General features: G+C 71.2%; 14 protein-coding genes and 1 pseudogene. 7 read left to right on the top strand and 8 right to left on the bottom strand.

Annotated features, from left to right (window positions below; translation table 11 throughout):
- The first annotated feature begins 23 nt into the window (after positions 1–23).
- Together V8690_RS40685 and V8690_RS40690 are read left to right on the top strand one after the other, a co-directional pair.
- On the top strand, positions 24–791 hold the full coding sequence (locus V8690_RS40685) for a hypothetical protein (protein ID WP_338785023.1): 768 nt from the start codon (positions 24–26) through the stop codon (positions 789–791).
- A gap of 161 nt (positions 792–952) precedes the next feature.
- Complete coding sequence (locus V8690_RS40690) at positions 953–1,615, top strand: YceI family protein (RefSeq protein ID WP_338785024.1); 663 nt, start codon at positions 953–955, stop codon at positions 1,613–1,615.
- 26 nt (positions 1,616–1,641) lie between these two features.
- On the opposite strand, the gene V8690_RS40695 is transcribed toward V8690_RS40690, so the two are convergent.
- From V8690_RS40695 to V8690_RS40720, 6 genes are all read right to left on the bottom strand, one after another.
- Positions 1,642–2,142 carry a molybdenum cofactor biosysynthesis protein gene (locus tag V8690_RS40695; protein WP_338785025.1) on the bottom strand — a complete coding sequence of 167 codons (501 nt, stop codon included), beginning with the start codon at positions 2,140–2,142 and terminating at the stop codon, positions 1,642–1,644.
- A 57-nt stretch (positions 2,143–2,199) separates the two neighbouring features.
- Positions 2,200–3,201 carry an MASE1 domain-containing protein gene (locus tag V8690_RS40700; RefSeq protein ID WP_338785647.1) on the bottom strand — a complete coding sequence of 334 codons (1,002 nt, stop codon included), beginning with the start codon at positions 3,199–3,201 and terminating at the stop codon, positions 2,200–2,202.
- A gap of 60 nt (positions 3,202–3,261) precedes the next feature.
- Positions 3,262–4,092 (bottom strand): PP2C family protein-serine/threonine phosphatase, encoded by an 831-nt coding sequence (locus tag V8690_RS40705; protein WP_338785026.1) that lies wholly within the window; start codon positions 4,090–4,092, stop codon positions 3,262–3,264.
- A 121-nt stretch (positions 4,093–4,213) separates the two neighbouring features.
- The gene (locus tag V8690_RS40710) at positions 4,214–5,017 is read right to left on the bottom strand and encodes a DUF817 domain-containing protein (protein WP_338785027.1); all 804 of its coding nucleotides are present in this window, start codon (positions 5,015–5,017) and stop codon (positions 4,214–4,216) included.
- Positions 5,018–5,044: 27 nt separating this feature from the next.
- Complete coding sequence (locus V8690_RS40715; protein WP_338785028.1) at positions 5,045–5,674, bottom strand: hypothetical protein; 630 nt, start codon at positions 5,672–5,674, stop codon at positions 5,045–5,047.
- 20 nt (positions 5,675–5,694) lie between these two features.
- The gene (locus V8690_RS40720) at positions 5,695–6,693 is read right to left on the bottom strand and encodes an inorganic phosphate transporter (protein WP_338785029.1); all 999 of its coding nucleotides are present in this window, start codon (positions 6,691–6,693) and stop codon (positions 5,695–5,697) included.
- A gap of 149 nt (positions 6,694–6,842) precedes the next feature.
- On the opposite strand from V8690_RS40720, the gene V8690_RS40725 reads away from it, so the two are divergent.
- On the top strand, positions 6,843–7,442 hold the full coding sequence (locus tag V8690_RS40725; RefSeq protein WP_338785030.1) for a DUF998 domain-containing protein: 600 nt from the start codon (positions 6,843–6,845) through the stop codon (positions 7,440–7,442).
- A gap of 21 nt (positions 7,443–7,463) precedes the next feature.
- Here the strand turns inward: V8690_RS40725 and V8690_RS40730 are convergent, their stop codons facing one another.
- Positions 7,464–7,625, bottom strand: a complete 162-nt coding sequence (locus tag V8690_RS40730; protein WP_338785031.1) for a hypothetical protein — start codon at positions 7,623–7,625, stop codon at positions 7,464–7,466.
- Positions 7,626–8,160: 535 nt separating this feature from the next.
- On the opposite strand from V8690_RS40730, the pseudogene V8690_RS40735 reads away from it, so the two are divergent.
- The 4 genes and pseudogenes from V8690_RS40735 to V8690_RS40750 all read left to right on the top strand — a co-directional run.
- Positions 8,161–8,342, top strand: a pseudogene (locus V8690_RS40735) (kinase); the annotation flags it as partial.
- 101 nt (positions 8,343–8,443) lie between these two features.
- Positions 8,444–10,720: a helix-turn-helix transcriptional regulator gene (locus V8690_RS40740; protein WP_338785032.1), complete on the top strand. Its 2,277-nt coding sequence runs from the start codon at positions 8,444–8,446 to the stop codon at positions 10,718–10,720.
- A 12-nt stretch (positions 10,721–10,732) separates the two neighbouring features.
- A complete protein-coding gene (locus V8690_RS40745) occupies positions 10,733–11,287 on the top strand; it encodes an XRE family transcriptional regulator (RefSeq protein WP_338785033.1) in 555 nt (184 codons plus the stop codon).
- A gap of 79 nt (positions 11,288–11,366) precedes the next feature.
- Positions 11,367–12,233, top strand: a complete 867-nt coding sequence (locus tag V8690_RS40750) for an alpha/beta fold hydrolase (protein ID WP_338785034.1) — start codon at positions 11,367–11,369, stop codon at positions 12,231–12,233.
- Here V8690_RS40750 and V8690_RS40755 read toward each other — a convergent pair.
- The gene (locus V8690_RS40755; RefSeq protein ID WP_338785648.1) at positions 12,133–12,867 is read right to left on the bottom strand and encodes a phosphotransferase; all 735 of its coding nucleotides are present in this window, start codon (positions 12,865–12,867) and stop codon (positions 12,133–12,135) included. The two genes, V8690_RS40750 and V8690_RS40755, sit on opposite strands and share 101 nt — an antisense overlap.
- Between the last annotated feature and the right edge of the window lie 48 nt (positions 12,868–12,915).

Genomic DNA, 12,915 nt, shown 5'->3' on the forward strand with positions numbered 1-12,915 from the left:
GATCGATGACGACGGTGCACCCGATGACGCGACGCTGCCGCGGGCAATCACATCAAGCTATCCACATCCCGGCGGCAAACCGGTATGGCCCAGACCACTTATGTCCGAGAGCACGCCGGAACCGGCCGGTCCGTGCCCACGCTCCGACCGGGCCACAGAGTGACAACGGCGAACAACTGTCCGGTGGTTGGCGAGGTCTACGCCACCATGAAGATCTCTTTCCTGATGCACAACGGCTGCGCCCCGGCCTCGCAGACCTGCGCGCCCTCGTCGACGGCCACCTGCGCGACCGGCCCTCTCCGGGCGCCGTCAGAATCCCGTGCGTCACGAAGGACGGCTTCCTCGCACTCAGGGCCTGGCGGCGCACCGCCCACGCGGAGGCCCGCACCATCGACGTCACGGAAGAGGCCCTGACGGTCGAGGCCCGCCTGCACGGCGCCGAACTCCACGAGGACGCCACCGTACGGATGCGCCTGCGGGGGAGCGACACCGTACGGGACCTCCGCCCCCGGATCGACGACGACGGCAGAGACTTCTCCTCCGCAGGCCCCGAGGACCTGATGGGCGGTGCGGCCGGCCCGGCCCGGATCTGGGACGCCTTCGTCCGGCCCACCACCGACGCGCCGCCGATCCGGATCGGCCGGCTCCTCGACGACGTGGCGGACCGCAAGGACGTCCTCGTCCACCCGGCGCTCACGGCGGGCGGATCCTCCTCGCGCCCCCGCTGCACCGTCGACAACGACCTCGCGATCGAGGTGACACCGGCCGAATCGCCGGTATGCCCGAAATAAAAAACCCTCGACTCCCGGATGGTCATTTCGTCGGTGCAGCGCGACAGGCATGTGTGGATTCGGTGCAAAGCGGCGGCAAAAAGGTCAGGCGCTCGTCCGCAACGGCCGTAATCGCGAAGGGGACTTGCGGCGATAACCAAACTCAAGTACCTAGATGAATCATGAACCTGTTCAACCGCGTCGTGCCGTCCCGCCGGCAGACGCCGCCGATCCCCCCACAGCGTCCCGCGGGCGCACCGGCTTCCCCCACCGCGGTCCTGCCCGACCCCGACCTGGTGAATCTCACCGGCGAATGGGTCGTCGACCCTGCTCACAGCAGGATCGGCTTCTCCGTCCGGCATGCCATGGTGACCACCGTGCGCGGTTGTTTCCTGGAGTACGAAAGCCGCCTCTACTTCGACGCGCGCAACCCCGCCCGGTCACGGGCCGATCTCACCCTGTTCACCGCCAGCGTCGACACCGGGGTGGAACAACGCGACGCCCACCTGGTCGGCCGTGACTTCCTCGATGCCGCGACCTATCCACGAATGCGTTTCACCAGTACCGCGGTGGAACAGGCGGGTGCCGACCTCTATCGCATGTCGGGCGACCTCACCATCAAAGGCATATCGCGGCCGGTCGTACTGGAGATGACCTACATCGGGCACGTCACCGACCCCTTCGGATACGACAGGGTCGGATTCGACGGCACCACCACCATCGACCGCTCCGACTGGGGCCTGACGTACAACAGCAGGCTGGCCGAGGGAGGCGCGATGGTGAGCGAGAAGGTGCGGCTGCAACTCGACATCGCCGCCATCCGCACGGCCCCGGCGGCCGGCTGAACACACACCGGGCGCGGGGGTGCGCCTCATGGCCCGGCATCGTCGGGTCCGGCGACGACGCGGAACGTCGCCGGGCCCAGCGTGATCTCCCCGTCGCTCAGCGGCGTGCACCGCACACCGCCCCGCCCGCGCAGGGCGCGCTGTGCGCCGGGGCCTATGGTCACGTCCATCCAGGCACAGGGCCGGGCCGGCCGGGTCACGGCGAACACCACCGGCCCGGTGCCGCAGTCGAGGGCGATCGTCGATCCGACGCAGGAGTCGATGTCGACACCCTTGAGCAGGACGTTGCGGCGGGTGTGCCGGAGGTCGGCGTCCGCCGGGAGGTTCTCCGCGGCCATGAGGGTCACCGCCGCGTTCCGGTGGGCGGGCCGGGCGTAGTAGCGGTCGCCGACCAGTCCCAGACCGCGGCGTACCTCCACCCGGGGGACGAGCTCGTCGGACGGGCCGGGGGAGGGGCCGCCCGCCGGCCGCCCGGCCAGCCGGTGCGCGGGCGACACCAGCAGTTGCAGCACCTCCACATCGGTCATGGCGTCAACGGTACGCCTGGGTAACGACCGCCCGGTGGGCCTGTGGGAGGCGTACGGTCACTCGTCCTGCCTCCGCCCGAGCCCGCCGTCCTCGAGTGGGGCCCGGCCGTCCGCCGACTCGCCCGCGGTGAGGTGCTCCAGGACCTCGACCAGTTCCTGGCACGCGCGCCCCACCGAACGCCGGGTGTTGATCTGCTCGGTGATCACGGCCGACAGGATCAAGGCCGTCAAGGCCATGGCCCCGTTGAACGCCTGGAGCTTGATCATCACCTCCACCCTGGTCAGCCGCTCGAACGGTCCGGCCCGGTCGGTCGCCGCCACCGTCGCCGTGATCGACGCGAACAGGGCGCACAGCATGCTGCCGGCCAACTGGAAGCGCAGAGCCGCCCAGATCAGCAGGGGATAGACGAGGAAGAGCAGACTGACCGGGCTGTGCGCGGCCAGCGGAACGACACAGCAGATGATCAGCGCGAGGCCCGTGGCCTCCTTCCAGCGCGCCAGGCGCAGCGGCGGGCGGACGCGGGACAGCAGGAGCAGCACCGGGGCGACGATCAGCACACCCATCGCGTCACCCACCCACCAGGCCAGCCACACGGCCCAGAAGCTCGCCCAGTCGAGCTTGCCCGTGACGAGCAGAAGACCGGCGCCCACCGTCGAACTGATCAGCATGGCGGTGAACGCGCCCAGGAACACCAGGGCGAGACCGTCCCGCAGCCGCGCCAGATCGGTGCGGAAACCGGCCCGGCGCAGCAGCAGGTACCCCACGACGGGCGCGACCGTGTTGCCCACCAGGACGCCGAACGACGAGGGGCTCGGCGATGTGAGGGACAGGATGACGAGGAAGGCGCCCAGGGCGATCCCAGGCCAGCAGCGCAGCCCGAAGATCAGCAGGAAGGCGACCGAGACTCCGGTGGGAGGCCAGATGGGGGTGACGACCGAGCCACCGACGACCAGTTCCCGCAGCAGGCCCAGCTGCCCGGAGACGTAGTAGCAGGCGGCGACGGCCAGCGTCTGGAGAGCGACGACGACCGGCGTACGCAGATCCTGGCTAGCCACCACAGCAGCCATGAGACACCGAGGCCGCCGCGACGGCGAGGTGAGAGCGGGGGCCCTGCGGCCCTATGGCTGAGCCTCCGGCCCGTCGAGGCCGACCACCAGCACGGCGGCGTCGTCGTCGTGCCCCACACGCTCGGCACCCTTGATGAGGGCGGCCGCGAGCGCGTCCACGTCCATGCCCGCCACCGCCGCGGTCCCCGCGAGCCGCGTCACCTGGTCGAGGCCCTCCTCGAGCGGCAGGGAGGGCCCCTCCACGACACCGTCCGTGAGCAGCACGAACACGCCACCCGTGGTCAGCTCGTACCGGGTCACCGGATACGGCACCCCCGCCAGGATCCCCAGGGGCGGCCCGCCCTCGTCCGCGGTGACGCCGGACTTCCCGTCGGCCGTGGCCCAGACGCAGGGCAGGTGCCCGGCCCGCGCGCTCTCCAGCACGCCGGCGCACGGGTCGAGCCGCATGAAGGTGCAGGTGGCGAACAGATCGGAGCCCAGGGACACCAGCAGATCGTTGGTCCGGGCCAGGACCTCGCCCGGCTCGCTGGTGACGGAGGCCAGGGCCCGCAGTCCGGCCCGCACCTGCCCCATGAAGGCGGCGGCCTCGATGTTGTGTCCCTGGACGTCACCGATGGACACCCCGATACGGCCGTCGCCCAGCGTGAACGCGTCGTACCAGTCGCCGCCCACGTTGAGCCCCTGGCATGCGGGCGCGTACCGCACGGCGAGATGCAGCCGGTGGGCGACGGGCAGGTCGCGCGGGAGCATGCCGCGCTGAAGCGCGATGGCCAGCTCGACCCGCGACCGCTGCATCTCGGCCTGTGCGCGCGCCTGGGCCGTCAGGGCCTCGAGCCTGGTCAGCAGCTCGTCGCCGTCGTCCGTCGTGCCGGTGCGGGACATTGATCACTCCGGCGAGGATGGCCACGGTCGGTGACCACCCTCGATGGCAAATCGCACGATTCAGGTCCATAGGATGATACGTGGCCGGGGCCTCGGCGACGACTCGCACTCCCCGCACCCGTCACCGCACCGACCGCTCCGCCTCGCGATCCGAGCGCCGCCCGACCGCCGCCAGGACGAACGTGACGCTGATCAGCAAAGCCCAGGCGCCGAACTTCTGCACGCCCACCGGCTCCCAACCGTGCTCCTGGAACGGATAGCGCCAGGCGCCGACGAAGGTGGCGAGGTTCTCCGCCACCCACAGGAAAAACCCGATCAGGACGAACGACAGCGCCAACGGCATGCGTCGGCGCACACCCCGCACCGTGAAACACACCGACGTCCCCGCGGTGACGGCCAGCAGCAGTCCGGCCAGCACCCAGCGCGCGTCGGGCAGCCAGTGATGGCTGAAGAAGTTGACGTAGACGGCCGCGGCCACCACCGCCGTCGCCCGCGGGCGGTAGCGCACGAGCGCCAGATCGAACAGACGCCAGGCCCGGCACACGTAGCTGCCGACCGCCGCGTAGAGGAACCCTCCGTACAGCGGAACACCGGCGAACTTCAGCACACCCGGCTCCGGGTAGCTCCACGAACCGAGCGACACCTTCACCAGCTCGAAGGCCAGACCGATGACGTGACAGACCGTTATGACGGCGACGTCCCGCCCGCTCTCCCAGCCGCGCAGCCAGAACACCAGCGTGAGCAGCACGCCGTAGACCACCAGCAGGTCGTAGCGCGCGACGGGAAGATCGGGCAGCAGGGCGGACACGGCCACGCCGGACAGCAGCGCGATGGCGAACGCGCACGCCCGGGTCTGCGTCCAGGCGAAGTCGAGCGCCTGCCGAACCGGCGCGGCCCGGAGGTCGGCGAAAGTTGGAGGGATCATGGTGCCCTGTAGGACGGGCCCGCGCCCCTACCGGTTGCGGCGCCCCTCTCCAGCCGGCACCCGTCCGCCCCGGGACACGGCACCCCGGGCTTCGGCCACGGCCTTCCGCAGCAGCCGGGCAAGACGCTGATCCGCGTCGGGTGCGGCGCACAGCACCCGAAGAGCGTGTTCGAGGTACCGCCGCCCCGGGCCGCGCCACCACAGCAGATCGGCGACACGCCCCGGCAGCCCGCCCGCACGGACGTGCGCAAGCCGCTCGCCCCGCCGACGGCACGCACGGCCGTGTCGCGCCAGGCGTCGGGACGCGGGACGCAGCACGCGCGCCGCGTCCACGACCGTGCCGACGAGCCGCGGCGCATACGCCCGTTCCACGGGCCGGGCGTCGGCGAGCTCGGCGGCCAGCGGCCACAGGGCCTGCCGGGTGTGGTCACCGACGCTGTCGTTGACCACACGGGCCAGAGCCGCGAGCACCGGATGTGTACCGGCCGGGCTGTCGGTGAACCGGCCGCCGGCCAGCAACGCGGCGCTCTCCATCAGGCAGGCACCGTCGTCGGGGTGCAGATGCGCGAAACGCCCAGGCACCGGGAGGCCGTCCGGAGGTCCGGCAGGGGACTGCCGGGTCGGCGGGTTCGGCGGCTGCGGCGGGAAGGCGGTCATGTGGGGCCTCCGGGCTGGGATCACAGACCGGTGATGGCGTGCAGGACGAGGTAGAGCGCGGCGGCGGGAACCCCGGCGCCGAAGAACGTGAGCACCCAGGCGGTGACGATGGTGCGGGCCACTTGCCAGCGTACGGCCGAGGCGCGCCGGGTGGCACCGGCACCCAGAATGGCCGCGGTGATCGTCTGTGTGGTGGAGATCGGCGCCTTCACCAGGAACGCGGTGGTGTAGAGGACGGCCGCGGCAGCGGTCTCGGCGGCGAACCCGCGCGGTGGATCGAGGTGCACGATGCGCCGGCCGAGGGTGGTGATGATGCGACGCCCGCCGCTGTACGTGCCGGCGGCCATGGCGGCCGCCACGGCGGCGATGACCCACACCGGAACCGAGAAGTCGTCCTGCCAGCCCGCCGTCACCAGCGCGAGCACGATGACGCCCATGGTCTTCTGCGCGTCCTGCAACCCGTGCCCCAGCCCCATCGCGGCGGCGGAGACGGTCTGTGCCATACGGAACCGGCGCATGGTCCGCCGGGGCGTCGAACGGCGGAACAGCCACAGGATGGTCACGTGCAGGGTGTAGCCGAGCGCCACACCGACCAGCGGGGAGAGCAGCATCGGCAGGACGACCTTGTCCACGATCCCGGACCAGTGAACGGTGGCGGAGGCGGCGAGCGCGGCACCGACCAGCCCGCCGATCAGAGCGTGCGAGGACGAGGTCGGCAGCCCCCGCCACCAGGTGAACACGTTCCACCCGATGGCCCCGAGGAGCGCGCACATGACCAGCAGCAGACCCGAGTCGTCCTCGGGAGCGGCGATGATGCCGCTGCCGACGGTCTGGGCGACCTCGGTCCCGAGGAAGGCGCCGAAGAAGTTCATCACCGCGGCCATGGTCAGCGCCGCGCGTGGCGTCAGGGCCCTGGTGGAGATCGAGGTGGCGATCGCGTTCGCGGCGTCGTGGAAGCCGTTGGTGAAGTCGAACGTCAGCCCCACGATGATGATCAGCACCACCAGAGTGAGCTCCATGACCGATCACCTTTCCGCGGGCAGAGCACCGGACCGCCACGGGCGCCGTCGGCGCACGGACCCATCGTGCCGCGAAACCAGCGGACGGACCCGCCCGATGCAGCGGTAGTGGGACGAGAGGAGTGAGTGATCCGTTTTACGGTGTCCTGGTGCGATCTGTTCCGAAATGGGTCTTGCTGTCGTCGGCGTGCGCCCCTGCCGTGTTGATGATCGGCTGGATGGTGGCGGCATCACTGCAAGGTTCCGCCTACGACCCGGCCGCTCAGACCATCAGCGTCCTGGCGGCCCCCGGAGGCTCGGGCTACTGGGTGATGACCGGCGCGTTCATCGCCCTGGGCGCCTGTCACCTGCTCACCGCCTGGGGGTTGCACCCGGCCGCGGTCCCCGGCCGGGTGGCACTGGCGGCCGGGGGAGTGGCCGCCCTGGTCGTGGCCGTGGTCCCGGCGCCGAGCAGCGGCGGCTCCCTGAGCCACGGCTCGGTCGCCGCCATCGGCTTCACCGTCCTGGCGACTTGGCCCGTCCTGGCTATCCGAACCGGCGACAGCGTCCCATGGGCCCTGCGGCCCTTACCCTCCCTGGGAGCCACCGCGGTGATGGCGGTGGGCGCGGGATGGTTCCTGCTCGAGTTGCATCTCCATGGCGTCGCCGGTGTGGCCGAACGCGCGGTCACGACTCTCCAGTCCGTCTGGCCCTTCGTGGTAGCCCTCTCCTGCGTACGCCACTCCGCACGCGAGGCGTTCACCAGATGACGCCGCCCCTGAACGAGTCCGTCACCGCGACCTGCCCTCGGCGCTGCCGAGGGTCATGCGGAAGCCGCGCAGGGAAGCCGCCAGCAGCGCTCTCCGGCCGTGGAGACAGTCGAGCGGGCCGCCGGGCTCGGCCACCAGCCGGGCTCGCCCCAGAAGGGGGCGGCCCGACAGTGCAAACGGCACCTCGCACACACCGTGCACGGGATGCGGCTGCACCAGTCGGCTGCGTACCGGAAGGCGTCCCGGCAAGGGCAGCAGATCCCAATGGAGGCCCATCACGGACGGCCCGCCGCGTCCCCGACGGGCTCGCCCTGCTCCATGGACATGCGCACGCGTGATGTCTGCGTAGTGCCCCCCCCCGAAGACGAAGCCCCCACGCTGCTTGGGAATGCCCCACAACGCCCTGCCGCCGACGAGCGAGCGCTCGTCGTCCACCCACACCTCCGCAGCACATGCGGCCGGCCCCCGCACGTCACGCACCGCCAAGGCCACCAGCAGCTCCCGGTAGGCCGGCGTGCCACCGGGCCGGCAGTCCACCCAGAACGTCACCAAGACGCACCGCCGCCCCAACCTGACCGGTCGCACCCCGGCGGGAAGCGGCCGACCGGGCAGCTCCTGCCGCGGTACCAGCCACAGTCCGACGAGCATGTCGCCCCGCAGCTGCCACGGCTCCGGGGGAAAGGGCTCGGCGAAGCGGCCCGGCTGGTCGTCCTGCGCGGCAACCCAGCCGATCGCTGACGAAGTGGACGAGACACGACTGCGCGACTGGTACCCGCCGCTCGATCTGCTGCCTGACGGAGTCGAGACGGTCATCGTTTCGCCGACAGCACTCTCGCAGCGACCATCGACCGCATCACGCACGACACGGGCCTGAACTCGCTGCGCAGACACTCTTCGTAGGCCTCGATACTGCCCAAGACGGCCACAAGCACGCTGCATGTACGCGTTTGGTACGCGAAACCTACGCGTCACGCTAGGGTGGCGCGTAGCAGGAGGTGCCCATGTCCGAGCTGTTCGACGCGGTCGACGCGCTGGTCGCGTCCCGCTCTCCGCTGCCGCCCCCGGCGGAGCGCAAGCGGCTGCGCCAGGCCCACGGCCTGACGCTGGACGAGGTGGCCGCCGCACTGCAAGTGCGGCGCGCGACGGTCAGCGGCTGGGAGGTCGGCAAGACCGAACCCCGCCCGCCGGAGCGTGACGCATACGCCCGCCTGCTGAAGCAGCTCGCCCAGCTCTACCCGGCCACCAACGCCGCGGTGCCCCCGCAGGACACGTCGGTTCCCGAGACGCCTGCCGGCCCTGCCCCTGCCCCTGCCGCGCCGGCGCCGTCGGCAGCCGAACCGCCCGAAGCCCGCACAGGTGCCGCGGGCTCGGCCCCGGAGGCTGCTCCCGAGAGCGCGGCACCCCGCCCCAGCGGTCCTGCCGCCGTGCCGCGCCCGGCGGCCACGACCAAGCCGACATCGACATCGACATCGACATCGACATCGACGTCGCGCCGTCCCGGTACGAGGAAGGCGGCCCCGGCGGCCCCCCCGACGACCGACGTCGACCCGCGGTTCGCGAACGGCCCGCTGCTCGTCGTCGACGCCGACAACAGCTCCCAGGTGACCGGGTACGGCATCGGCGGCCTCGTCCTCGACGTGCCCGCCAAGTCGCTCCCCGCGCTGGTGGAGTGGACGCTGAAGGAGGCTCAGCTCGGGGCCGCCAGGCTGCACGGCTCCGGCAAGGATGCCGACCCGCTGGTCGTACTCACCGAGGCGGCGTGCGAGCGGTACGGGCTCCCGGTGACGCTGTCGGACTCCGAGCGGCTCGCCGGGCGCCTCCCGGACGGCCACAAGATCCTCAAGCAACTCGACCGGGCCGACTGGCAGCTGACCAAGCGAGGTTTCGGGCCGTGGGCTCGGATCTACCGCCCTGCCCAGGGCCGTCAGCGCCAGTGCGTGCAGGTGTGCATCCCGTCGTGGAACGCGCTCGACGCCCGTACCTGGGGCCACGCAGCGCAGCTCGAACCGGCGGAACTCGCCCGCGTCCTGGGCACCTACGCGGCCCGCGTGATGACGCCGCGCGGCTCGACCGCCGTCACCGGCCTGGAGCTGATGACCGCCCTCAACCCGCCGACCCGGGCGAGCGAGGCGGACGCCACGGGGAAGCGGCGCAAGGAACACCGGCCCGGCTCGCTGGGCGAGCACCCGATCGACTGCGCACCCTGCGAGGCCCCGGACGGGCATCCGCTGCTCGCCGGCCTGCCCCGCTTCCACCAGCGGGGCCCGGACGAAATGCTGTTCGAGGAGGCGTACGACTGGGCGCGCGAGCTCACCGACGCCGAGTGCATGCGGCGGCACCTGGTCGGTATCGACGTCAACCTCGCCTTCGGCGCCGCTGCCAACGGTGCCGTCGTCGGCCTGGCGACGCCGCCCGTGCACGTCACCGGCCCCGTCTTCGACCCGACACTGCCCGGGGCCTGGCTGGTCGACCTCTCCCACGTCGACCTCTCCCGCGTCCTGGTCGGCAAGCAGTGGCGCCGGCTCGAGAGCGCCTTGCTGCCCAGCCCGTTCACGCCGACCGGCGAGCGCCCGCAGGGCCCGGCCTGGTACGCGACTCCGACGGTGGCGTACGCGATGGAGCTCGGCTACGACGTCGCCCCGACCGAGGCTTGGGTGAGGGAGGACAAGGGCAGGTTCCTGGACGGCTGGTACAAGCGGCTGCGCAACGCGTACGTCGACACCATGGCGGACCTGGGCGTGGGCGAGAAGCTGCGCACACCGGAGTTCCTGAAGGCGATGGACGGCTACAAGCAGCGCGATCCGGAGATGGCGATCGTGCTGGACGCGATCAAGTCCACGGTGAAGGGCGGCATCGGCAAGCTGCGCGAACGGGCGCATGGCGGTGGCTGGAAGCCCGGGCAGCCCTGGCCGGCCCTCTCCCGCCCGACGTGGCGGCCCGACATCCGCGCCGCCGTCATCTCCCGGGCCCGGATCAACATGCACCGCAAGATGCTCAACCTGGCCGTGGCCACCGGCCGGTACCCGGTGGCGGTCCTGTCGGACTGCGCCGTCTACGCCGCCGACGGTCCCAGCCCGCTCCACGTCCTGCCGTACGACGCCGACGACAAGACGGTGCCCGGCAGCTTCCGGCTCGGGGTGTCGCCGGGCATGGTCAAGCACGAGGGCACCCAGACCACTCTGTGGGCCGAAGCGGTGCGTGAGAAACACGGCCAGGTCCTCAACCTCGCCCGCTACATCAAGACCGGTGAGGTCACCGCCAAGGACGACGGAGAATAGGGGAGCGAGCCGATGGACACGGTCGGGGACGGTCTCGACGCCGCGCTGCGGAAGGCGTTCACACGCCCGATCCCCAAGAGCGCGGGCGCGCAGATGCGCTATCTGGTCAGGCAGCTCAAGGGCACCAGGCCCGTGGCCGAGCTGCTCGGCATCACCCAGCGCACCGTCGAACGGTATGTGAAGGACGAGATCAAAAAGCCCCGGCCCGACCTCGCGCAGCGCATGGAGCGCGAGGTCACAGCGCGATGGCAGCCCCAGATCCGGGCCAAGGCCAGACAAGCCGCAGCCACCACCGACGGCATCGTCATCGACACCCGCGCCCGGTTCGGATACACCGCCGCCCCCGGCACCACCGACGACGCCCGGCTGCGCCATCTCACCGTCGCCCTGCCCCCGCGGTACGCCGCCCGCCTCTTCGAGACCAAGGAAGCCGGCGGCACGGAACAACAGCTGCGCGACATCGCGGCCGAGGGACTGGGCGAGGTGTACTTCCGCGACAACGGCCGCCGCGCCCACGGCCTGGAAGTCGAGTTCACCGACGTGGAGCACCTCGAATTCGACCTCTGACCGGTTGATGAACTCCGCGCTCGACGGAGATACTAAATCCGGTGCTCGAAATGCTGTGTGCCTCCTACAGTGCAACCCAATGACACTCCTACATGTCCATGACTTTGGGGGCCAAGGCCCTCAACTGGTTCTGCTGCACGGTTTCTCACGGTCGCTCACCGACTGGGACGCCGCCGCCACCCTCCTCACCGCCGGGCATCGCGTCCTCGCCGTCGACCTCCCCGGCCACGGGCGCTCGCCCGATATCTCCCCTTGGGACATGCCCACCGTCGTGCGGCACATCGCGGACACGCTCGACGCGCAGGGCGTGCCGGAGGCCGTCGTGGTGGGCCATTCCCTCGGCGGAATCGTCGCGGTCGAGTACGCCCGGGCGAACCCGGATCATGCCCGTGCCCGTGCCGCCGTGAATCTCGACGGCTTCTGGTGGGGACGCGAGTACCCCGGCGCCGACCGGGTGAGTGAGGCACTGCTGGCGTCGGCCGGGGCCATCGCGCCACCCGAGTACATCGAGGAGAAGGTCCGCCACGCCGCCCGGCTCGGGATTCCCGCCGACCGTGCGGAGGCCGCTGCCCGCGCGGCCGCACGCCCCTTGCCCGACGGCACGTGGCAGACGCTGCCGGAACGGGCGGCGGCGCTGGAGATCCGGGACGAACTCCACAGGGTCGGCGCGCTCGGTGTCACCACATGGCTGGACGGGGCCGACGGCCCACTGCTGCTGGTGCAGGCCGGCCGACGGGTACCGCCGGCGCCCGGCATGGAGTGGTTCGACGAGTTCAGCACCCGGTTCGCACAAGAGGTCTCCGACGAACTGGCCGCGCTCTCCCGCACCCGGCCGACGATCAGCGTCACCAGGATCGACGCCACTCACCCCATGAACCTGGAGGCTCCGGAAGCGGTGGCGACGCTGGTCGCGGACTTCGTTCGAGGAGTGCTTCAACCGTCGTAGCAGCGGCCGTCGAACATCTCCAGCGGATCCCTCGGCCCACGTTCCGGCCGATGTCGATCGCGAGTCGCCGGTGTGCGCGGGCCATGTCGGTCAGAGCATCGCGCAGCTCGGGCAGCCACTCCGGTTCCTGCCGGGCGGGTTCGCCCAGCGCGCGGGTGATGCGTACGAGAGAAGCCGCGGCATGCAGGCCGGCGAACAGCGGCAGGCGCCCCAAGTCCTGATCGTCGTAAGGGCTCACGCTGCGGTAGCCGTCGAGGAAGACGTCGAACCGGGCCCGGTGCTCGGTCGCGGGCAGGCCGGTGTGGTCGGTCAGGTCGCGCACGGCAGAGGCGATGTCGGCGGCGTACCAGGAGAGGGCGGCCTCGTCGAAGTCGTAGGCGATCGGGCCGCCCTCCTCCCAGGCCATGCTGTCCAGCTCGAAGTCACCGTGCACCACACCCCAACGGTCCTGGCCCCGCGGCAATTCGCTCATGGCGTCGGCGAGCCTCGCCGTCGCCTCGACCAACTCGGCGTCATCGGCAAACAGTTCACCGATACCGGGAAGTTCGCCGAAGGCTTCGGGCAGACCGGCATCGAGCCCGGCGGCATCGCGGTGCAGACGGGCCAGTGCCTGCCCCAGTGCCAGGCTCGTGATTCGGTGAGTTCGCTGACGTCGACTTCCGCGCCGGGCGCCGGTTCGACC

This window comes from Streptomyces sp. DG1A-41, from assembly GCF_037055355.1.
GTDB lineage: Bacteria > Actinomycetota > Actinomycetes > Streptomycetales > Streptomycetaceae > Streptomyces.